The 19,865-nt window shown below is 41.9% G+C and carries 20 protein-coding genes and 1 pseudogene; 12 read left to right on the forward strand and 9 right to left on the reverse strand.

The genetic code is table 11. The features are described from left to right. Position 1 precedes the first annotated feature (1 nt). The 5 genes from GX654_18040 to GX654_18060 all read right to left on the reverse strand — a co-directional run bounded on the left by GX654_18040 (position 2) and on the right by GX654_18060 (position 6,419). Complete coding sequence (locus GX654_18040; GenBank protein ID NLD38766.1) at positions 2-1,666, reverse strand: ShlB/FhaC/HecB family hemolysin secretion/activation protein; 1,665 nt, start codon at positions 1,664-1,666, stop codon at positions 2-4. 320 nt (positions 1,667-1,986) lie between these two features. Beyond that, a complete protein-coding gene (locus tag GX654_18045) occupies positions 1,987-3,132 on the reverse strand; it encodes a hypothetical protein (protein NLD38767.1) in 1,146 nt (381 codons plus the stop codon). Between the two features lie 402 nt (positions 3,133-3,534). Next, positions 3,535-4,275 carry a class I SAM-dependent methyltransferase gene (locus tag GX654_18050; protein ID NLD38768.1) on the reverse strand — a complete coding sequence of 247 codons (741 nt, stop codon included), beginning with the start codon at positions 4,273-4,275 and terminating at the stop codon, positions 3,535-3,537. 136 nt (positions 4,276-4,411) lie between these two features. Further along, complete coding sequence (locus GX654_18055) at positions 4,412-5,962, reverse strand: ammonia-forming cytochrome c nitrite reductase subunit c552 (protein ID NLD38769.1); 1,551 nt, start codon at positions 5,960-5,962, stop codon at positions 4,412-4,414. Beyond that, positions 5,955-6,419: a 7-cyano-7-deazaguanine reductase gene (locus tag GX654_18060; protein ID NLD38770.1), complete on the reverse strand. Its 465-nt coding sequence runs from the start codon at positions 6,417-6,419 to the stop codon at positions 5,955-5,957. The genes GX654_18055 and GX654_18060 overlap by 8 nt, the downstream gene beginning before the upstream one ends. A 222-nt stretch (positions 6,420-6,641) precedes the next feature. On the opposite strand from GX654_18060, the gene GX654_18065 reads away from it, so the two are divergent. From GX654_18065 to GX654_18080, 4 genes are all read left to right on the forward strand, one after another. After that, positions 6,642-7,262 carry a CBS domain-containing protein gene (locus GX654_18065; protein NLD38771.1) on the forward strand — a complete coding sequence of 207 codons (621 nt, stop codon included), beginning with the start codon at positions 6,642-6,644 and terminating at the stop codon, positions 7,260-7,262. Positions 7,263-7,264: 2 nt separating this feature from the next. Beyond that, entirely contained in the window at positions 7,265-7,801 is a 537-nt protein-coding gene (locus GX654_18070; protein NLD38772.1) for an HPP family protein, read from the forward strand. Positions 7,802-7,964: 163 nt separating this feature from the next. Beyond that, positions 7,965-8,147: a hypothetical protein gene (locus GX654_18075; GenBank protein NLD38773.1), complete on the forward strand. Its 183-nt coding sequence runs from the start codon at positions 7,965-7,967 to the stop codon at positions 8,145-8,147. A gap of 8 nt (positions 8,148-8,155) precedes the next feature. Then, positions 8,156-8,299, forward strand: coding sequence for a hypothetical protein (locus tag GX654_18080; GenBank protein ID NLD38774.1), 144 nt, complete (start codon positions 8,156-8,158; stop codon positions 8,297-8,299). On the opposite strand, the gene GX654_18085 is transcribed toward GX654_18080, so the two are convergent. Beyond that, on the reverse strand, positions 8,283-8,954 hold the full coding sequence (locus tag GX654_18085) for a hypothetical protein (GenBank protein ID NLD38775.1): 672 nt from the start codon (positions 8,952-8,954) through the stop codon (positions 8,283-8,285). The genes GX654_18080 and GX654_18085 overlap by 17 nt on opposite strands. A 22-nt stretch (positions 8,955-8,976) precedes the next feature. Continuing rightward, entirely contained in the window at positions 8,977-9,450 is a 474-nt protein-coding gene (locus GX654_18090) for a hypothetical protein (GenBank protein ID NLD38776.1), read from the reverse strand. Between the two features lie 986 nt (positions 9,451-10,436). On the opposite strand from GX654_18090, the gene GX654_18095 reads away from it, so the two are divergent. The 6 genes from GX654_18095 to GX654_18120 all read left to right on the forward strand — a co-directional run bounded on the left by GX654_18095 (position 10,437) and on the right by GX654_18120 (position 15,214). Beyond that, entirely contained in the window at positions 10,437-11,390 is a 954-nt protein-coding gene (locus tag GX654_18095) for a sulfite exporter TauE/SafE family protein (protein NLD38777.1), read from the forward strand. A gap of 35 nt (positions 11,391-11,425) precedes the next feature. Next, entirely contained in the window at positions 11,426-12,091 is a 666-nt protein-coding gene (locus GX654_18100) for a type 1 glutamine amidotransferase (GenBank protein NLD38778.1), read from the forward strand. A 45-nt stretch (positions 12,092-12,136) separates the two neighbouring features. Next, positions 12,137-13,315: an FprA family A-type flavoprotein gene (locus tag GX654_18105; protein ID NLD38779.1), complete on the forward strand. Its 1,179-nt coding sequence runs from the start codon at positions 12,137-12,139 to the stop codon at positions 13,313-13,315. A gap of 54 nt (positions 13,316-13,369) precedes the next feature. Beyond that, positions 13,370-13,627, forward strand: coding sequence for a hypothetical protein (locus GX654_18110; protein ID NLD38780.1), 258 nt, complete (start codon positions 13,370-13,372; stop codon positions 13,625-13,627). Between the two features lie 133 nt (positions 13,628-13,760). Then, entirely contained in the window at positions 13,761-14,120 is a 360-nt protein-coding gene (locus GX654_18115) for a VOC family protein (protein NLD38781.1), read from the forward strand. A 152-nt stretch (positions 14,121-14,272) separates the two neighbouring features. Continuing rightward, positions 14,273-15,214, forward strand: a complete 942-nt coding sequence (locus GX654_18120) for a lipid A deacylase LpxR family protein (GenBank protein NLD38782.1) — start codon at positions 14,273-14,275, stop codon at positions 15,212-15,214. A gap of 61 nt (positions 15,215-15,275) precedes the next feature. On the opposite strand, the gene GX654_18125 is transcribed toward GX654_18120, so the two are convergent. Together GX654_18125 and GX654_18130 are read right to left on the reverse strand one after the other, a co-directional pair. Continuing rightward, positions 15,276-15,644: a cupin domain-containing protein gene (locus tag GX654_18125; GenBank protein ID NLD38783.1), complete on the reverse strand. Its 369-nt coding sequence runs from the start codon at positions 15,642-15,644 to the stop codon at positions 15,276-15,278. 122 nt (positions 15,645-15,766) lie between these two features. Further along, positions 15,767-16,288, reverse strand: a pseudogene (locus GX654_18130) (hypothetical protein). Positions 16,289-16,622: 334 nt separating this feature from the next. Here GX654_18130 and GX654_18135 point away from each other — a divergent pair. Both GX654_18135 and GX654_18140 read left to right on the forward strand, forming a co-directional pair. Continuing rightward, entirely contained in the window at positions 16,623-17,633 is a 1,011-nt protein-coding gene (locus GX654_18135; protein NLD38784.1) for a 4Fe-4S binding protein, read from the forward strand. A gap of 183 nt (positions 17,634-17,816) precedes the next feature. Further along, positions 17,817-19,844 (forward strand): PAS domain S-box protein, encoded by a 2,028-nt coding sequence (locus tag GX654_18140; protein ID NLD38785.1) that lies wholly within the window; start codon positions 17,817-17,819, stop codon positions 19,842-19,844. Positions 19,845-19,865: the final 21 nt, after the last annotated feature.

The raw sequence follows: 19,865 nt of genomic DNA on the forward strand, positions 1-19,865 counted from the left end.
ATTAAAACCACAATACCATCTGAACCCAGAACCGGCCGCTGTGGGCGCGGTTATCAGCATTCTTGCCCTGAATGTTTCTTCCATCATTGGAGCCGACCTTATGGGCGTAGGTTGCCCTCAGGCTGTAAATACCCGGGTACTGAATATTTAAACCGATCCCGCCGCTGGAAAGCAGATAGTCATTTTTTCCAGTTGTATTGGTTATTGCTCCGGGCCAGGGGTCATGGTTAAGCTTAGTCCAGCCAGCGTCATAAAAACCTACAAGCTGTGTTGATTTTAGATAAGGGATAGGTGGAAGGTCATACCTGATCTCTACTGTACCCATATGACCTTCATCACCGGCCCCCTCTCCTGATGGATATGCACGAACACCATAGGGGCCGCCAAGTATGAATTTCTGTGATGAATCAAGATTGCCTGATGCCAACTGCCCCCGCATGGAGACAAACAGGGCCACTGCCTGGGTCATTCTCTGAAGCCTGGCCATTGAATAGGTAAGGCGTGAAAAACCTCCATGTGTGCCGGGGCCTGCTGCATCCGCCATCCTGTTTGAGGCAACCCCTGACAGATCAGCATTTCCTCCATAAAAGGTCATTTCTGCAATGGTAAGCCCGCCCCCTTTAAACCGGTCAAAAAAATTACCTCTAAGGTTAAGGCTCCCAACAGCCAGTTCACGATCCCTTGTTTTGATACTGTTTGCCTCATCCCATAAATCAAGATATTCAAAACCGAGTTCCAGCCACAGGCTTGCCCTGCGTGATCGGACAACAGGGTATGAAAGGTTTGAACCAATAACCTGTGCCTCCCCTTTTGCATTAAGCGGTTTCAGCTCTTCTCCAAGTTCATAATGGAGATAAGAATAGGAGATGTTTTCCTTTAACCCGCTGTAGCCAATGGGCAGTGCATAGGAGGCGATTCCATGAATCATATCTTCAGCCCCAACATATGAAATGGCTATCTGATCACCCTGGCCGAACGAATCATTGGCAAATATCTGCCCTGCCCCGCGAATGTAACCTGTATAGCGGTCGCCGTGATTGTCCGCAGAAAGAAGACCCTGAATAAGGCGATCTTCTGATGCGTTTATTTTTAAAGAGGTTGAACCCGGTGTTGCCCCAGGTTCAAGAGATGCCTGTGCCTTTATACCTGGAAGGTCATTAATAAGGAGTACGGCCCGCTCTATTTTGTCCATGCGTGTTGCGCTCTCTTCAGGGATTGCATGGTCAGCTATTCCCTGCAGAATCTCTTTTCTGACCCTTGCAGGTTCCCTGACATTTATATTTGCCATGCCTGAAATATGCCCCGCAATAATCTGTATCTCAATAATACCATCTGTAACATCCTGCTCAGGTAGAAATGCACGGGCGAGTAGAAACCCCTTTTTTTCACGCAGATAGTTTGTAATATAGAGGGTAATCTGCTTAAGCTCAAAAAATGTTAGCTCTTTACCTATCTTTTCTCTCACAAGTTCATATAGTTCAGCCTCTGTGGCCATTTTACTGTAATCACCTGTGAATTTGATCTCCCTGACGGGAATTTTGACACCTGTGTCAGAAGAGGGAGCTTCAGCCTCTTTGATGACCTCCTTTTCCGGGAAACGGTCAGGAATGGCAGGGGCAGCCTGCCTTTGCTCCTTAAGAAGGGTTCCAGCGTCAGGCTGGGCCATCAGGGTACTGCATAGTAGTAAAAATATAATAAAAACAGATAGTAACAGATTTTTGCAGAATGGTGTTTTCATGAATATGCCTCAAATAATTTCCGTATACAAATAAAAAGCCAGCGACTCTTTTTTTACCTCAAAAAACATTAATTATATTTCGCAAAAAATGTGCCAGATTTTTCTATAGCCTGGCAAACCAAAACAGGTGGCAGGAGGAAAAATCGGATATTGGTAGTGATCGATTATGTTGGAGGTGTGGAGCTGACGCAGAAGGCCTCAAATGGTATAAGCGCCATCATATAGAGCTGTCAGAGCGATGTTTTCTTTTAAAGGGCAGGTAGCTTAAGTGAATATATCATTCCCTTGTCCGGCAGATTTTCAAGGTAAATGTCACCAAGGTTTTTTCTTGCTGCAAGTCGGGCAATGGAAAGGCCAAAGCCTGTGCCATCTGGCCTTGATGAATAAAATGGGACAAATGCATTTTGTATATTTTCCGGTAATGCGAAAAACCCCCTGTTCGTAATCTCTATCTCAATAAATGGTGAGGATGGGTCATAATGATCCAGAGAGATCAAGATGTCAGTCTGTTTTTCACCTGCTGTTTCAATACAGTGCTGAAAGACATTTACGAAAAGGATTTTAAGGTCATTTTTATCGCCCTGTATCATGATATCTGAAGGAGGGAGATCCATGGCTATTTTTAACCTGCCATTTAAACTTCCTGCTGCTTCAGAGATCAGTGTATTTAAAGAAATACCTGTATACTCTGTTTCCTTTTCATACATATCAGAATATATTGCCGCATCGGTCACCATTTTCTCAAGCCTTCTGCTCTCTTCAATAATGGTCTTGCAAATATTATGGATATTATTATGGTCAGTCTCTTTGCCAGCATTATTCATAAGCCTCATGGCATTTCCACCTATCACTGTGAGCGGGTTTCTGACCTGATGTGAAATTCCCCTCACAACCTCCATGTCACACCTTGAGGTGGCCTCGATAAATGCATGGGTCTCAACAAGGGTACAAAGGTCTACCATCTTATCAATAAAAATCAGCACCTCCTTGTGGGCATCTTTCGGGATCTCTTTTTTGACAATCTCCTGACAGAATTGTCTGAGAATGGAATAGCTCAATGTTATAAACCTGTGATCAATATTCAACTCGACGTGCCTTAGCCCGCTTCTCCAAAGGCTCATGAGAAAGCTGTTGTCAAAATTGTTCCTGAAAAAAGAGGCAAACCATTCCTCCCATATCCAGCTCAGATTTTCAGCATGCTCCTGGTGTTTAAGAAAGAAATCAGTCTCATCAATACGACTGAAATAATCGAAAAAATATTCGGAAAAACTAGTTTTATTTTTTATAAACAGGTTACTGTATTCACCAATCTGATTAAAATCATTATTCCCTATTCCTAGTTTTTCTTTGAACCAGGAGATTTTTTTATCAGGAAAAGCTATACTTAATGTCATTCTGTTTTTACCTCCGAAAATATTTACCTGTATCGAAATATGATAACCGAAATATTACATATCAATGAAATAGTATTTGATCTATGTCAATATGCACCGATATAAAATGAGAATTTTTTTTAAAACATGCTGAAACCCGAAAGTCGGTCTGTGATGCAGTGATATCTGTGTGGTTATAGTTTATTATCTTTAACCTTCGTGTCTTTTCTATGATAAAAACAAATATCAAATCCTTAACAGCATTCATCATTGTTGGTAATAAGAGGGGGTAAAGCAGGATATTCCCACGGAGAGGAAACGAGAAGCAAAGGATTCCTGATCTGATAATTGTAGAGACAAGGCATGCCTTGTCTCTACGAAATGGGGATATTCCATCTTTGCATAAATCAACAGAATTGTTTTCTACACCAAGCCGACAGCCTTGAAAAAGGTGTAACAGAAGGTACCGTCAGCCTCTGTTGTGCGATACAGGTCTCTTATACCCTTATCAAATGTGTCAGGGTCTAAAATATTATTACTGATAGCAGGCTGGCGCACACCCTCTATCATAGCGGTAAATGTCTTTCTGGTGAAGCCATCAACAAGCTCAGGTTTGCTCGCATCTACATATACCATCCTTGGCGATACCCTGACAGAGTTGTACCCTGCGGATGTAAGGAGAGGATAAAGTGCCCTTCCTATAAGGGCATTTCCGCCTGCACGTGCCTGTAATTCTACCTGGCAGTTGATAGCAGAATGTGCAGCCTCGCTGTCAGGATAAAAATAGGTGGAGCCATGATCACCCTCAATAACCGTGATGGTGCCACCGGGCTTAAGATATGTCTTAAGTTTCTTCAGTGCTAAGACAGGGTCGTTCAAATGCTCAAGCACAAAGCAGACAAAGACATGGTCAAATGTTTGGGCCGCAAAAGGCAGGTTGAAGATATCACCCTGCCTGAATTGTACATTGTTAAACCCTGCATCACGCACCTTCTGTTCTGCCTGCTTTACTGAAATATCAGAGATATCCACAGATATTATCGACGCCCTGGGGTTATTTTTTGCAAGTGTGATTGTCTGTGCCCCCACACCGCACCCTGCCTCAAGTACAAGAGCGCCATCAGGGTATGATGTATCAGAATGGAGCAGATCAACAAGTGTCATGGCCTGATCCTGTAAACGTATATTCTCCCGCGGGTCATACCCGTGAACATATGCCTCTTTCCTAATTTCCTTTCCCCTTTCCTCTTTCCATATTCTATTTCCTATTTCCTATTTTCTCTTTTCTGTCTTCTGATCCCTACAGCCTTTTCTGTTCGTCCCAGACCTTGTCGGCCTTTGGTAGTACCGGTATATACTCAAACCATTTATGGCTTTTCATATGGTCAGACTCCTGCTGAAGCTTCCTGCTGTGGTTCAGAATGGGCGGGACAATCTTTTTAATATCGCCTGCAAGCTCTTTTGCGATCCCGAACCTTGTGGCCTCGCAGGCAAGGTCAACTGCTTTCTGGCTGTACTGCTGACTTGATGCAAGGGTATCCAGCGCCTTTGAGGGATTATGGAAGCCCACGCTGTTTTCAGCGGAGACATAGTCCCAGAAGAACTGCCCTTTTCGGATCATCTGCTGGGCCTGTATCACAAGCTTTTCATAATTATCAGCCTTTTCCCCCTTGTATTCCAGCGCAAGCCTTACTGCCTCATGGGCCTTTACAGATAATTCCTGTGCAATCAGCAGTTGATCAAAGGTCTTCTTCTGATGAAAGATTACCCTGCTTTTTAAGAAATCACCGGTTTTATCTGAATGGCACTGACGGCAGGCGCGCATCTCAGGATCTTTAAGGGGTGAAGTCCACCAGTGCGAAGAGATCTTCTTCTTGTCTTCAGAGCGCACATAAGGCATGTGGCAATCCGCACAGGTTACACCCGCTGCCCCGTGAACACCGTTGCTCCACATCTCATATTCAGGGTGCTGGGCTTTGAGCATGGGTGTCTTTGATACAGGGTGTGTCCAGTCAACAAAATTACCTTCAAACCCCTTTGCGGTAGATTCACCCTTGTCTTCGTAATAGGTATATATCTCTTCAGGGTCAAGGCCATTATCCCATGGAAATTTGGGTTTTTTTGACGGTCCAAAGGATTTATCAAGAAAGTAATATTCCACATGGCACTGCCCGCAAACAAGCGCCCTTTTATCATTCCGGGAGAGCTCTTTGAAGTTTTTATTTTTAAGCTTCAGATAGTCCTGCAAAGGCACACTGTAAAGGGCAAGCTCCATTGTCTGAGGATCATGGCAGTTTGCGCACCCTATTGTATTATCCTTTAAATCAGGCTCAGTGCGCATCTCATTGACATCACCTTCCCAGAAATCGTCTCCCTGTTCTTTATACCAGTCTATCATCTTTGGGGTCTTGCAGTTCCAGCAGGTCTTAGGAAGCCCGCCCTTTTCAGCATACCGGTCAATCCTGTCTATATTTAGAAAATCGGTAAGGGCCATTGTATGACCGCGTGCCTCACGGTATTCATAGCTGAATGCATAGCCAAGCCACAGGTTCTTGAGATAAGGCTGTGCATATTTGTAGCCCTCCGGAAGAAAATCAACTGAATTATTTTTATTGTAGGGCACAGAGCCTTTATATTCGGTCATGACCCTGCTTTCATCATTTCTCTCATAATAGTCATACTGGCGCGGAAACTCCTCTTTGAATGCGCTGTTGCGGATTTCATTTGCTGAGAGCTTTGTTTTATATACAGGGGCTTTAAGTTCGTTTACATCTGAACATCCTGATGATATTAATGCCACACAGATAAAAATAAATAATAGAGTATTAACGAATATAGATCTTTTAAACATCAGATACGCTCCTTGTGCTTATTGGTTTCATACGCATGTGCTGGATATTACGATGGCAGTCTGTGCATACCCCTTTTGCCTCCATGCTTGATACAAGTGTATTTGTATCTGCATGGCAGGCCTTGCAGTTGGTATTTACCACCTGCGTTGTATCTTCACCTGCCTCGATCGGCTCCTCAAGGTTGCCGAACATATTGAGATAGATATCCTTTGTGCCTGTGAATGCCTTGAAAGGCAGTTTCTCCACAAGGTTATGGGGGGCGTGGCATTCATTACAGGCAAGTTTTGCATGGCTGGACATCTTGTGGGTAATGGCTGCCTGGTTCATAATATGGCACTGTGAACAGAAAGGGCGGTGGTCGCTTATATGCATGCCAGCGCTGACCCCAATAAAAAGAATGAACCCGATCACAAGCCCGGATGCCAGTAGCACAAATATTTTATACCTTTCTTTCATTCATACCTCCCATCTCAGATATTCATGTTTGGCCATATTACTCAATAATCAAAAAATATGTCAATTATGAATACTTCTTGATTTTACAATATATGACTGGTTCTATGCTTAATAGTTTGACTTATGTCAAGGCATATCCCAATTACTGTGTTAAAGTCATAAGAAAAATGGTGATTGATTGCCATACTATTATAAAACTAAAATCCTGAGAGGAAAACTATAATGACAGATATTAATGCCCTTTCATGCCAGCCTGAGATAAATGATGAGGATATCCTCTCTGCCATGAGGTCAATGGAGGGATACATCGATATCACCCCTGCCGATTTCAGGGAGTTTTATATTAAGGCATATAAACATGCAAGGGAGCGTCTGCTCCATGGGATTACTGCCGGTCAGATTATGACACGATCGGTTTTATCAATAGCTTCGGAAAGTAATATTTCCCTCGCAGCAGATATTATGGCAAAAGAGAAGGTAAGCGGTCTGCCTGTAATAAATAATGGAGAGGAGCTGGTGGGGATTATTTCTGAAAAGGATCTTGTAAAAAGTTTGATAAAAGATGCCCCTCCTTCCCTTATGTCTGTAATAGCCCGGTGCCTCAGCAATAAAGGCTGCCTTGCTTTGTCTCTCAGGAAACTGAAGGTGGTGGACCTTATGACAGCCCCTGCTATAGCAGTTTATGAAAATACCCCGCTTTCCGAGATAATAAATCTGCTTAATAAAGGCAGCATTAACAGATTACCGGTAAAAGACAAAAACAACCGGCTTATTGGAATCATTACAAGGTCGGATATTATCAAGGCCATTTTTAATAATGTCTGCACTACTGATCAGGAATAGAAATGGAATATTTCAGAAAGATGAAAGGGATAACAAAAAGTCCTCCTGCTGTAAGCAAGACAGAGATATTCTGGTCGTGGATCGGTGCATTTCTGGGAATCAGCCTTGTTGGCTTGGCACACTTTAAGCTTCTCGCAGGCAGCAGCATGATCATGCTTATTGGTTCTTTCGGTGCATCAGCAGTGCTGATATATGGCGCAACCAGAAGCCCACTTGCACAGCCCAGGAACCTTATTGGCGGTCATATATTGTCAGCAGTAATCGGCGTTGCCAGTTTTCAGATGCTGGGACAAATACCGTGGCTTTCCTCTGCCTTTGCTGTAGCTACTTCAATAGCAGTGATGCACCTGACAAAAACCCTCCACCCCCCAGGAGGTGCAACTGCCCTCATTGCAGTAATAGGCGGGGATCAGGTACATAACCTGGGCTACATGTATGCCTTTATACCGGCTGGCTCAGGTGCATTAATCATGCTTATAGTAGCACTACTTGTAAACAATATACCTAAGACCAGGAAATACCCGGAATTCTGGATATGAACAGTTTTATCTTATTTGACATAATATCTTGTATCCATATAATGATTGATTATAAACCTGATAATTAATTCTGGAGGAATTAAAAATGGTTAACCTGACTCTGTTTCACAGTGGTAACCCTGGCTGAGGGTCATGCAAAAAGGCTATAGTTGTAGCCAACAGCATGAAGGATAAGTATGGTGATAAAATAGAATTAAAAATATTAACGCTTGATTCCGAAGAGGCGCTCAAATATGCCTCTCAGTTCAAAGGCTCTACAAACCTGCTACTGAACAATGAGTGGGTCCCGGTTGATGTCACTACTGATAAAGACAAACTGGATAAATTCCTGGCAAAGTATCTTTAGCAAAATAAATGTCTGTAATTGATGTTTACCAGGGCCATGCACAGGCATATGATAAATGGTTTGAGAATCACCCGAAAGCCTACAATGCGGAGTTGAGGGCGGTCAGGTCACTGCTTGGCCCTGTAAATTGTCCGTTTAACTCTCGACAATAAATATCTTTTCTACTGGCGCGTTAAGGTATTCATCTATTTTTTCATTCATCACCTTTGAAACCTCTGGCGCAAAACCGGGCTCCTTTTTTGCCCTTTTAAAAAGCGGTTCAAAGGTGTCATGGGGATTAAACAGAGGTCTCAGGGTAACACTCTTACCTCCTGGTATATCAGTAAAGACAATCTTTTTATCCTCCACTGGTAGAAGTATCAGGTTGCCCTGCGAATGGTATGCCCCATAATCCCTTCTTGCGCCTGTGATATAGCCCAGCGCTGCTGCCTGGCAGCAATGGTGAGAGGTTTGAACCTTTACCTTATGACGCACCGGCAGTTCGTTCCCATACATGAGTTTAAAGGCCTCCTCTGCTGCCCTGAAGGAGAATGTCCCCCCGCCGACACAGTAACCGTGTACCTTGATCACATCATTAAGTGTTATCTCTATCTTTTCATCAACAGTAATGCCATAAAGGGCAGATTCAGGGAGTCTCATAAAGATAGATCGTTCAGGGATTTTCACTCTCGGCACACCCGCTTTAACTTCCTTTGCATCGGTATGCCCTGACACATTAAGCATGGCGAGTCCCCCGCATAATAGAGGGACTGCGCCCAGAAATTCACGCCTGCTGTGATCTGAAAAAAAATATTTATCCTTTTCCACTACACTCTCCTTTTAAAGGCTGTTAATATTTATCATTAATTTCATTAAGTATCGGCAGATAACTGATTATCGCCCCATCTGGATAAAGACATATTGAAACCGTATCATTTTCCCATACATATGTTCCAGATTTTTCTTCGGGTGTGCCAAACTCATTAGTCAATTCACCCAGAAGGGCCTTATGATCAACCTCATTATCAAGTATGAGTGATACCTGGTAGAATTTATTTTGATAAAAATGATACCTGATTTCACTTAGCCTTGCTGACCCAAGGGTTAGCAGGTCACACTCCCTGTTAAAGGTCTCAACCCCATCAACATTATCAAACACTGAAAAGAGGTCCAGGTGGTGATTTTTACCTGATTCCCAGAAGATGCCCCTGAATCCGGTCGGCTGTTTTGAGGGCGAAAGATTATCATATGAAAAGGCATAAACCGGGGTCATACATAAGGCAAACGCCCATGCAACCAATAGATATTTAATTATATTTTTCATAACTCCTCCCTGAAATAAATAAAGATTTGCATCTATTTTACACCTTTAACAATCACAACTGGAGCTATTATTACAGAGTGGGAGTTAAGTTTCCTTGACACAGGTCAAATATCAAAAAAATATACAGTTATAAGCAAAGAATTTTCACCACGGAGTACACGTAGAGCACGGAGTAAAAGACTACAGCCAACTTTAAAAATAAGTCTTCATAGCTGTCACCCATAAATACAGAATAAACTCCGGAGGACAACCAGAAAACTATTGTAATACCAATGTAAACCCACTTTTACGGAGATGGTAGGAATAAGATTTCAAATTTTTTAAGCCAATGGCTATAGATTCTCCGTGTCCTCAGTGCTCTCCGTGGTGAATGGTATTTTGGAATTTTTCGTGTCCCTAAGTTTTGGTTTCTCTTTTTGTTTAACCTTCCAAAAAGTAAAGATATCCGGAACAGATGAGACATTTCAATGGAATGTATGGGCTGCCCCAAAGCTTCGACGGGCACTACTTTCGAAGGACGGAACAGTCATTGAGCGAGTCGAAGTGGACCATAACGCCCTCACTGGTGACAACCTCGCCGAGTTTGTAAACAACAAACCATCGTCCGGCAATTAGATGACCTGCGAGCTGATACATAAAAGCTGGAAGCCATCTATCAGAAGAAAATAGATGATTTGGAAGAACTGAAAAAAAGTATCTTAGCTAAAGCGGTTGCAGTATGATAATAGATAAGGATATATCGCCCTTTCAGGGCTTTGTTGCGTGACTGTGCTACTTTATAGAGCTACTCCCTATGTTAGTGTATGATGCCCTTGCAGGGCTTTATGTTCCGTGGCTTTGCCACTTTAGAAGCAAAGACAGGTAGAAAAGTAGTGAGTAAATAAAACGCAAAATCAGCCTTGGCTTTAAAGGATAAAAAGTGATATGGCTTTCAACAGAAAATAAATGATGATTATTAAGGTCTTAAGTTACTAAGGATCTACGCAATGTTTTTCGAGACTGCAGGTATAGAGGTGTTACCATGGATTCCACCTCTTGTTGGGTTTATTATTTCATTCTTTACATCAATGGGGGGCATATCAGGTGCGTTTCTTCTTCTGCCTTTTCAGATATCATTCTTGAACTATACAAACCCCTCTGTGAGCGCTACAAACCAGTTATATAATGTTATAGCCATTCCATCGGGAGTATACCGCTACTGGCGTGAAGGACGTATGGTATGGCCCCTATCCCTGATTATTATTACCGGGACACTGCCAGGTGTTTTTATAGGGGCTATAATACGGATAATATATCTCCCTGATCCGAGCCATTTTAAACTGTTTGCCGCCCTTGTACTGCTCTATATCGCCTATAGAATGCTTTCGGATCTGCTAATAAAAAAACAGACACACGGGGCATTGGTTATAAGTGAAAACAGGTTTCAGGAAATTATTAAAGGCGGATATATAAACAGAAAGCCGGAGGATAAGCTATTGTATGCTGTCAAGGTTACCTGCTTCAACCTGAAGCGGGTCGGGTTTACAATTTATGATGAACACTTTGAAGCGCCATTCTTAGCGATATTTCTTTTGAGCTTTTTTGTAGGCGTTGTTGGTGGAATCTATGGCATAGGCGGTGGGGCTATAATTGCACCTTTCCTTATTACCTTTTTCAAATTGCCTGTGTATATTGTTGCTGGCGCATCCCTGATGGGGACATTTGTAACATCAGTGGCCGGTGTTCTCTTTTATCAGGCCATTGCCCTGTCTGTACCAGGGCTCTCAGTAGCCCCTGACTGGCTGATCGGGATTCTTTTTGGTATAGGAGGCATGGCAGGTATGTATTTTGGGGCCAGGTGCCAGAAGTATGCATCTGCTAAATATATAAAGTGGATGCTCACTTTTGTAATGCTCTATACCTCAACAAAATATGTAATTGATTTTATAGCCTCTATCTAAAAGGAGAACACAATGAAACTGCATTTTTACAGCATGTGCCATTTGAGGAGCTTGGAATTATTTTCGAATGGGCAAAAGATAAAAATATTCTAGTCTCCAGAACCGCATTTTTTCTCGATGAAGCATTGCCAGACATTAACTCTTTTGATCTTCTAGTTGTAATGGGCGGGCCAATGGGTGTGTATGATGAGGATAAGTACAACTGGCTTAAGTCTGAAAAAGAATTCATCAAAGAATCTATCTTTTCAAGAAAGGCCGTGCTGGGGATCTGTCTTGGGGCACAGCTAATCGCATGGGCACTGGGTGCAAAGGTATACAAAAACAGCAATAAGGAGATAGGTTGGTTTCCAGTGAGAAAAAATACAAAATCAGATTCCAAATACACAGGTATCTTCCCCGATCAATTTTATGCCTTTCACTGGCACGAGGACACCTTTGATATCCCTAAAGGGGCAACCCCGATAGGCGAAAGTGATGCATGCAAAAACCAGGGGTTTATTTATAAAGAAAGGGTAATGGCATTACAGTTTCACCTGGAGAGTACACAAACCGGGATTGAAAGCCTGATTAAAAACTGTGGTGATGAATTGATAAAAGGGCCTTTTATTCAGCAGGCTGAAAAATTACGAGAGGATTATAAATATATACCTGAATCAAATCTTTTAATGTATAATGCCCTTGATTTTTTAATATCGCCCTAGTGTTATTACCCGTCAATATCAATTTAATATCAAGGAGGTGTTGTTATGCAGAAACGAAAAATAAAGGATGGTATTTTTAAACTTGGTTCCATTGACTGGGACAGGAGGTTGTTTGATTCGCTCATCCCTCTGCCGGATGGGACATCATATAATGCATACCTCATTTGCGGAAGTGAAAAGACTGTTCTGATTGATTCGGTTGACCCTGTAATGTGTGATGAACTTATGGAGCAGCTTTCTGATGTAAAGAAGGTCGATTATATAATCTCACATCATGCAGAGCAGGATCATTCAGGCTCTATACCTATGGTATTGAAGCGTTACCCTGATGCAAAGGTGATAGCCTCACCCAAGGCAAAGGGTATGCTTATGGATCTGATGCATATAGATGAAAATGCGTTTGTAACAGTTGAAGATGGAGAGACCATTTCTATTGGGAACAAGAGCCTGAAATTTATACACACCCCCTGGGTACACTGGCCTGAGACCATGGTGACTTACTTAGTAGAAGATAAAATACTTTTCAGTTGTGATTTTTTTGGTTCACATATCGCTACATCTGATATCTATGTGACAGACCAGTGCCGGGTACATGAGGCAGCAAAAAGATATTTTGCAGAGATCATGATGCCCTTCAGAAACGTGATTGAAAAAAATCTGGAAAAACTCAAGGATTATGACATACAGATGATCTGCCCCAGCCACGGCCAGGTTTATGACAAACCTGATTGGATCATGGATGCATATAAGGAGTGGGTAACAGGAGGGCCAAAAAACCTGGTCTCTCTGCCATTTATATCCATGCACGGCAGCACGAGGGTAATGATTGAGAGGCTTTTATCAGGGCTTACAGCACAGGGTGTGAGCGTTGAACTCTTTAACCTTGCAGTTACCGATATAGGCAAGCTCGCCATGTCTCTTGTGGATGCGGCAACAATAGTTGTTGGTGTGCCCACTGTACTGGCCGGACCTCATCCTGTCGTGGCCTATGCAACATTTCTTGCAAATGCCATAAGGCCAAGGACAAAATTCCTCTCCATTATCGGTTCATACGGATGGGGCGGTAAGACAGTTGAAACACTTTCAGGCATGATCCCCAACCTCAAGGTAGAGGTGGTTGAGCCTGTGCTGGTTAAAGGGCTCCCAAAAGAGGCTGATTTGCTTGCCATTGACAGGCTTGCCCAGGCTATAGCAGATAAACACAGGGAGATAGGGCTTATTTAGGGTTATTCAACCGGTGCCTGTATACAACCTTTTTAAATGAAAGGAGTAAGGAAGATGAATTTTAAAAGAATAAAAAGAGAAGATTATATTGAGGCAAACAAATCAAAAGGGAATTACATAGAGATATTAAAGAATAAGTGTGCTATCTGTAAAGAGCGGGAATGGACTTCAGAGATTAAATCTGAAGATGGAGCATCCTTTGACTGTCTTATCGGGTTCGGCTGCAAAGATGGTTCTGCTTTTTTATGTGATGAGTGTTTTAAGAGCCATTTTGAAGATCATTCATGGACTTTTGGTTCATTATTTGTATAAAAAAAGTCCAGGTCATTAATCTCGTATCAGTTATTTACCAGTCTGGCTTGGGCGAGTGGGGAGAGGAGTTTTTTAATTTTTCCAACCACTCTACTGAGCAGGCTGGTTTTAACTGGCCCTTTATTAAAATACCATGCTAAAAAATCTTAAAACCTCAAATATTATCCTTTACTGCAAAAACTGGGAAACTACGGTTTCATTCTACAGAGATATTCTTTGCCTTCCGGTTAATTTTTCCAATGACTGGTTTTACGAATTCATACTATCCCCTTCATCAAGGTTGAGTGTTGCGGATGAAAAACGGGCTTCAATAAAAAGCTGCAAAGGAGAGGGTGTTACAATAACGCTGGAGGTTAATGACATTTTATCTGTCCATAAGGATGCTGTTCATAAAGGTATGAACCCTACCGCGGTAAAAAAACATCCCTGGGGGGCAAGTGTATTTTACTCCTATGATCCGGAAGGACATCGTATTGAAATCTGGCAGGATTAGAAGAAGCAAAAAATTATTTTGTAAATGTTTCACATGAGGAGTATTTGAGCTTGAGAAAATCTGTTTTGCTAACTTATTTAGCTATCTTATTATCTGTAAACCTCTATTGCCTTGCGGATGAAACTTTCTCAGAGGATACCACATCATCTTCTGTGGATTTAAATAACTTTACCCTTTACTGGGAGAACGACTTTTTTTCCGGTACCGACAGGGATTATACTAATGGCATCAAACTAACCTGGAGTTCATCCTTCGATGAGATGAAAAAGTTAAATATTCCAGCCTGGAGTGATCGGGTCTATAGGATACTGCCCTTTATAAAAGCAAGTGACAGTACCCTTGCTTTCAGCTTCTCAATTGGTCAGGATATATATACACCACATAATACAGCAAGTACTGAGCTCATTAATGATGACCGCCCCTATGCTGGTTACACATATATTGCAGCGGGTTTTCATTCCCGCATGGATGTCCAGAAAAATACATGGGAAATTCAATTGGGGATTGTGGGGCCAGCCTCTTATGCGGAGACTATCCAGAATGCTGCACACGACCTTATAGGAGATGCCCGCGCCAAAGGGTGGAAACATCAACTCAATAATGAGATAACCATTGATGCTATATACGAATCCCAGTGGCGTGCATGGTCAAGCAGATCATATTTGAATTTCGCTTTTGACCTGATCCCCCATTTGGGAGTTCGTATTGGCACAGTGAATATTTACGTAAATGGCGGAGCAGAACTTCGAATGGGATGGAACTTGCCCAATGACTTCGGAAGTTGTCCTATTCGTGCCGGTTGTGAAATATCTCCCCCTTTTTCCGTGGATGGAATAAAAAGCAGCAGCCTTCATCTATTCTTTTCTACTGATGGTAAGATTGTTGCACACGATATTTTTCTCGATGGTAACAATTTCAGGGATAGTCACAGTGTTAAAAAAAGATCACTGGTAGGAGAATTTGTTTATGGTATCACATGGCAGGTGGAAGAATTCAGGATTACCTATTCCATTATATTTCGAAGTAAACAGTTTGATACCCAGCGTGCCTCAAATCATGATTATGGCTCTCTGAATCTATCATACAGTTTTTGATAAAAACCGGGGTCGTAACCGCAAAAGGGTTACGACCCATTACTCATTGTAAACTGCCTGTCTATTTTTTACGCAGCATAGTAAGTATCATCTTAAACCGTTTAGTTGCCCTTAGCGCATGAGGAATATTTGCAGGCATTAAAATAAGTTCTCCATCTTTAACCTTATTGGGTGCACCGCCTATGATAATCTCGCCTTCACCATCCACCACCTGCACAAGTGCATCAAACGGGGCAGTATGCTCGCTTAATCCCTGACCCTCATCAAAGGCAAACAGGGTGACAGTACCTGCATCGTTTTCAACCAGTGTACGGCTTACTATTGCATCCTCTCCATATTCTATTAAGTTATCAATATGCGCCGGTTCACCGGCCTTTAAACCTGTCTTCTTCTGTGACTTTGTGTCACTATCTATCTGTGTAAGTGTCATGTATGCCTCCAATTTTGGGTGACTCTCTAAAATCAGTATAATTAATGATCATGCTTCCCCTGCTCTTGATTACCTGACTCCTCACCATGGGCATCCTGCTGAGAAATCAGATTATGAACACCTTCAATAAAATGAACATATATAACATAAGCCTTTACATACTCTCTTCCGGCCTCAACACTTTCATTTTTATGTGCTTTTGTTTCCATCAGATGTGTAAAGCGCTCTTTTATAGCTTTTTCAACTTCATTTCCGACCTTTTCTGCCAGTGTGTCGACGGAACCTGCCTCAAGTGCCTGGTCAGCCTTTAATAAACAGGGCGCAATAGTTCCTGCTGATTTGAGCCCCGTGTAAGGAGCGCCTTCTCCTTCCCGATGAAGACGGATAAGCGTTTCAAGAAAATATCTGTCAGCCAGTTTTTTTACTTCAGGATCTTTATTTCTAACAGCCTGTACATGATTGAAAACTGCTTTAATTTCCTCTTCATATTCTTTTTTAACCCATTTTAATAATGGTACAACATTACCGTTATTAAGTGCCTCCATCGCCTCAATCACAACAGGCCCGTCCATTGTATCGCAATGTGCAAAGGCATTGAAATTATTTACAAGCAAAAGTATCGCTGCTATTACCAGTGTACTTATCTTTTTATTTTTAAAATAATTTATCGTCTCCATACCTTATCTCCTTGTTTACATATTACACAATGAACGATCATTATGATCCTGATGTATTCTAGATAAAATATCTTTTCCTGACAATACTCTATACTCTTGCTGAGGTTTCTGGATACAGTCGGTTGTTATAACTATTTCTTCTTGATATATTTTTTTCCATGAGTCTTCTCCAAAATAAATTACATTAACTGAAGTTTTTATCAGCATCATAATATTTCCGCAGATTGAAGTCGTTGACTTATGTCAAAGACTCAATTTTTTCCCTGTTATAAAAAGAATGAAATTGGAGAGGTTAAATAATATGAAAACAGGAAAAATCTATTTTACAGGGATACGAAATCTCATACAGCTCTGCTTCCTGATACTCACACTGGCGATCGGTCTGCATTTCTTTATATTTGTGTTTCAGGCTTCTTCCGAAGGTAATATCACTGTATCAAGGCCACCAGGGGTTGAGGCGTTTTTGCCGATAGGCGGGCTCATGGGCTGGAAGCTTTTTATATTTGAAGGCGTGTGGGATCAAACCCATCCTGCAGCAATGGTGATACTTGGTTTTGCTATACTAACCGCGCTTCTTTTCAGAAAATCCTTTTGCGGGTGGATCTGCCCTGTGGGTACAATATCTGAGTGGGTATGGAAAACCGGAGAGTTATTTCTGGGAAGAAATTTCAGAATACTGCGATTTCTGGATTTTCCTCTGCGGGGTATCAAATACCTGATACTCGGTTTTTTCCTGTTTATAATTCTATCAATGCCGGTGAGTGAAATAGAGACATTTCTTGAAAGCCCCTACTATAAGATGACAGATGCCAAAATGCTCTTCTTTTTTATCCGCATGAGTATGACTACATTAATTGTCCTCATAGCATTACTCGCAGCATCCTTTATTATAAAGAATTTCTGGTGCAGGTATTTATGCCCGTATGGAGGACTGCTCGGGCTTTTTGCATTGATTAGCCCTGTAAAAGTAAGAAGAGATAAAGACAGATGCATTGGTTGCGGCAAATGTGCAGGGGAATGTCCATACAGCTTGCCTGTAAATATAAAAACAAGCACCTCAAGCCCGGAATGTAACGGATGCATGGAATGTGTTAATGCATGCCCTGTTGAAAACACCCTGCATATGAAAGGTTTGAAAACTGTAATAACACCATCCAGGTTGGCAATGATACTCACATTGCTTTTTTTCCTGATTGTATATATTGCTCAGGTTACAGGACACTGGAAAAGTAATGTCAGTGAACATGAATTCAGGATGAGGCTCCGCTCCATTGATATTCCTGAATATGCACACCCCGGAATTAACAGATAATACAGGGTATTGTTATTTAAATTGCAAAATATTGCTATTTACTCAGCAATTGATTATATTAGGCAGACTTTTCAGCCGTAAAATCCTCCAATCTGTATATGTGCCCGCTCAATGGCTTAAAAGCGAATTATTGTCTTACCATCTAAAAAATACATACCTTGTAAACATTAAACAGGTTTTAAAATGGAAAAAGAGCAGGGCGCTAAAGAACTGGAACAAAAGATAAAAGAGCTTGAAGGTGTTATTCAGGCACAGAATCAAAAGGAAATCGAATTGCTTGATGAGATCAGGAAGCTTAACCAGAGCTGTAAGCACTATGATACCATTATGCAGTATACAGATGATTTTATTTTGATTTGTGACTGTGATGGTAATGCCCTCGCATATAACAACAGTTACAGGGATGTAATGGAACTTTACTTGAAACAGGATATCAAGCCGGGTATGCAACCCTATAAGGCCGGCCCCCCTGAACTGGTAAAGAGATGGGAGATGCTTCGGGAAAAGGTATTAAAGGGTGAAAAACTCAAGGCAGAATCTTCTGCCGTAACAGACACAGGAGACTCATTTTTTGAGACCATATTCTGCCCCGTAGAAAATGGTGAAGTGGTAACTGGCTTTATTGAGATCACAAGGAACATAACCGGATACAAAAAGAGTGAAACCGCTCTCAGGGAGAGCAATGAATTTAACATAAGCCTGCTTGATAATTCACCAAATGCAATACTGGTATTGAATCCTGATACCTCAATCAGGTATGTAAACCGATTTTTTGAAGAGATGACCGGTTATAAATCTTCTGAAGTGATAGGCTATAAAATCCCATATCCCTGGTGGGTTGATGACCCGGAATATGGCACGCTTGAGGAGAAGAAAAAACAGTTTCCCTTAGGGGTCAAACCAACGGAAAGGCGTTTCAGGAAAAAGAGCGGGGAATATGCCTGGTCAGAGATAAGCATCACTCCCATATATAAAGATGGCGCCATGAGCTATTCACTTGAGACCATGGTTGACATTACAGACCGTAAAAATGCAGAGGAGGAAAAGCATAAGTTAGAGGAAAAACTGCACCGGTCACAGAAGATGGAATCATTGGGCCTTCTGGCAGGAGGTGTTGCTCACGACCTTAATAATGTGCTCTCAGGCATAGTTAGCTATCCTGAACTGCTTCTTCTGGACCTGCCCCAGGAGAGCAATCTCAGAAAACCTATTATTACCATTATGGAATCAGGTAAGAGGGCGGTTGCAATTGTGCAGGACCTTTTAACTATTGCACGCAGTGTGGCAACCCCGAAAAAAACAATAAATCTGAACAGTCTGATAAACGAATATTTCAAATCACCTGAGTTCAGGCAGATTGAAGCGCATAATCCTGCAATCACATTTAAATATGAACTGGACAACTCCCTTTTGAACATAAACGGATCATACATACACCTGAAAAAAATAGTGATGAACCTGGTTTCAAACGCCTCTGATGCAATCGAGGAGACAGGATGTGTCAGTATATCCACATCAAACAGGTATCTTGACCGTCCGCTTAAGGGGTATGATGATGTGAAGACAGGGGAATATGCTCTGTTAACCGTATCGGATAATGGGACCGGGATATCGCAGGCCGACCTGAACCGAATATTTGAACCCTTCTATTCAAAAAAGGTTATGGGCAGAAGCGGCACAGGCCTGGGTCTGGCCGTTGTCTGGAATGTGATGAGGGAGCACGAAGGCTATATCAATGTTACAAGTGATGGTAATGGCACCTCCTTTGATTTGTATTTCCCAATAACAAGAGGCGTGATATCAGACTCTGATGTTGAAATACCCATGGATTCCCTGCTTGGAAAGGGTGAAAGAATACTTGTTGTTGATGACATAGAGAGCCAGCGGGAGATCTCCTGCAGTATGCTGGAAAAACTCGGCTACAGAGCACACAGTGCAGCCAGTGGCGAAGAGGCGGTTGAATACCTTAAAGAAAACTCAGTGGATCTGATCATCCTGGATATGATTATGGACCCCGGATTAAACGGCCGGGAGACCTATGAGAGGATAAAAAAGATCAACCCCTTACAGAAGGCTGTTATTGTAAGCGGATTTGCTGAAACAGAAGATGTAAAGCAAACCATGAGGCTTGGGGCAGGTCAATTTGTTAAAAAACCATTTATGCTCCAGGCTATTGGTATGGCCATAAAAGAGGAATTGAAAAAATCCTGATCACTTTATAGTTTTTTTATA

The sequence above is a fragment of the Desulfatiglans sp. genome, assembly GCA_012513605.1.
Classification (GTDB): domain Bacteria; phylum Desulfobacterota; class DSM-4660; order Desulfatiglandales; family HGW-15; genus JAAZBV01.

What these genes read in the sequence shown, in the direction of transcription:
- GX654_18040 (NLD38766.1), bottom strand. Translation starts at nt 1,666, where the DNA reads ATGGCCCAGCCTGACGCTGGAACCCTTCTTAAGGAGCAAAGGCAGGCT.
- GX654_18045 (NLD38767.1), bottom strand. Translation starts at nt 3,132, where the DNA reads ATGACATTAAGTATAGCTTTTCCTGATAAAAAAATCTCCTGGTTCAAA.
- GX654_18050 (NLD38768.1), bottom strand. Translation starts at nt 4,275, where the DNA reads ATGACACTTGTTGATCTGCTCCATTCTGATACATCATACCCTGATGGC.
- GX654_18055 (NLD38769.1), bottom strand. Translation starts at nt 5,962, where the DNA reads ATGTTTAAAAGATCTATATTCGTTAATACTCTATTATTTATTTTTATC.
- GX654_18060 (NLD38770.1), bottom strand. Translation starts at nt 6,419, where the DNA reads ATGAAAGAAAGGTATAAAATATTTGTGCTACTGGCATCCGGGCTTGTG.
- GX654_18065 (NLD38771.1), top strand. Translation starts at nt 6,642, where the DNA reads ATGACAGATATTAATGCCCTTTCATGCCAGCCTGAGATAAATGATGAG.
- GX654_18070 (NLD38772.1), top strand. Translation starts at nt 7,265, where the DNA reads ATGGAATATTTCAGAAAGATGAAAGGGATAACAAAAAGTCCTCCTGCT.
- GX654_18075 (NLD38773.1), top strand. Translation starts at nt 7,965, where the DNA reads ATGAAGGATAAGTATGGTGATAAAATAGAATTAAAAATATTAACGCTT.
- GX654_18080 (NLD38774.1), top strand. Translation starts at nt 8,156, where the DNA reads ATGTCTGTAATTGATGTTTACCAGGGCCATGCACAGGCATATGATAAA.
- GX654_18090 (NLD38776.1), bottom strand. Translation starts at nt 9,450, where the DNA reads ATGAAAAATATAATTAAATATCTATTGGTTGCATGGGCGTTTGCCTTA.
- GX654_18095 (NLD38777.1), top strand. Translation starts at nt 10,437, where the DNA reads ATGTTTTTCGAGACTGCAGGTATAGAGGTGTTACCATGGATTCCACCT.
- GX654_18105 (NLD38779.1), top strand. Translation starts at nt 12,137, where the DNA reads ATGCAGAAACGAAAAATAAAGGATGGTATTTTTAAACTTGGTTCCATT.
- GX654_18110 (NLD38780.1), top strand. Translation starts at nt 13,370, where the DNA reads ATGAATTTTAAAAGAATAAAAAGAGAAGATTATATTGAGGCAAACAAA.
- GX654_18115 (NLD38781.1), top strand. Translation starts at nt 13,761, where the DNA reads ATGCTAAAAAATCTTAAAACCTCAAATATTATCCTTTACTGCAAAAAC.
- GX654_18125 (NLD38783.1), bottom strand. Translation starts at nt 15,644, where the DNA reads ATGACACTTACACAGATAGATAGTGACACAAAGTCACAGAAGAAGACA.
- GX654_18135 (NLD38784.1), top strand. Translation starts at nt 16,623, where the DNA reads ATGAAAACAGGAAAAATCTATTTTACAGGGATACGAAATCTCATACAG.
- GX654_18140 (NLD38785.1), top strand. Translation starts at nt 17,817, where the DNA reads ATGGAAAAAGAGCAGGGCGCTAAAGAACTGGAACAAAAGATAAAAGAG.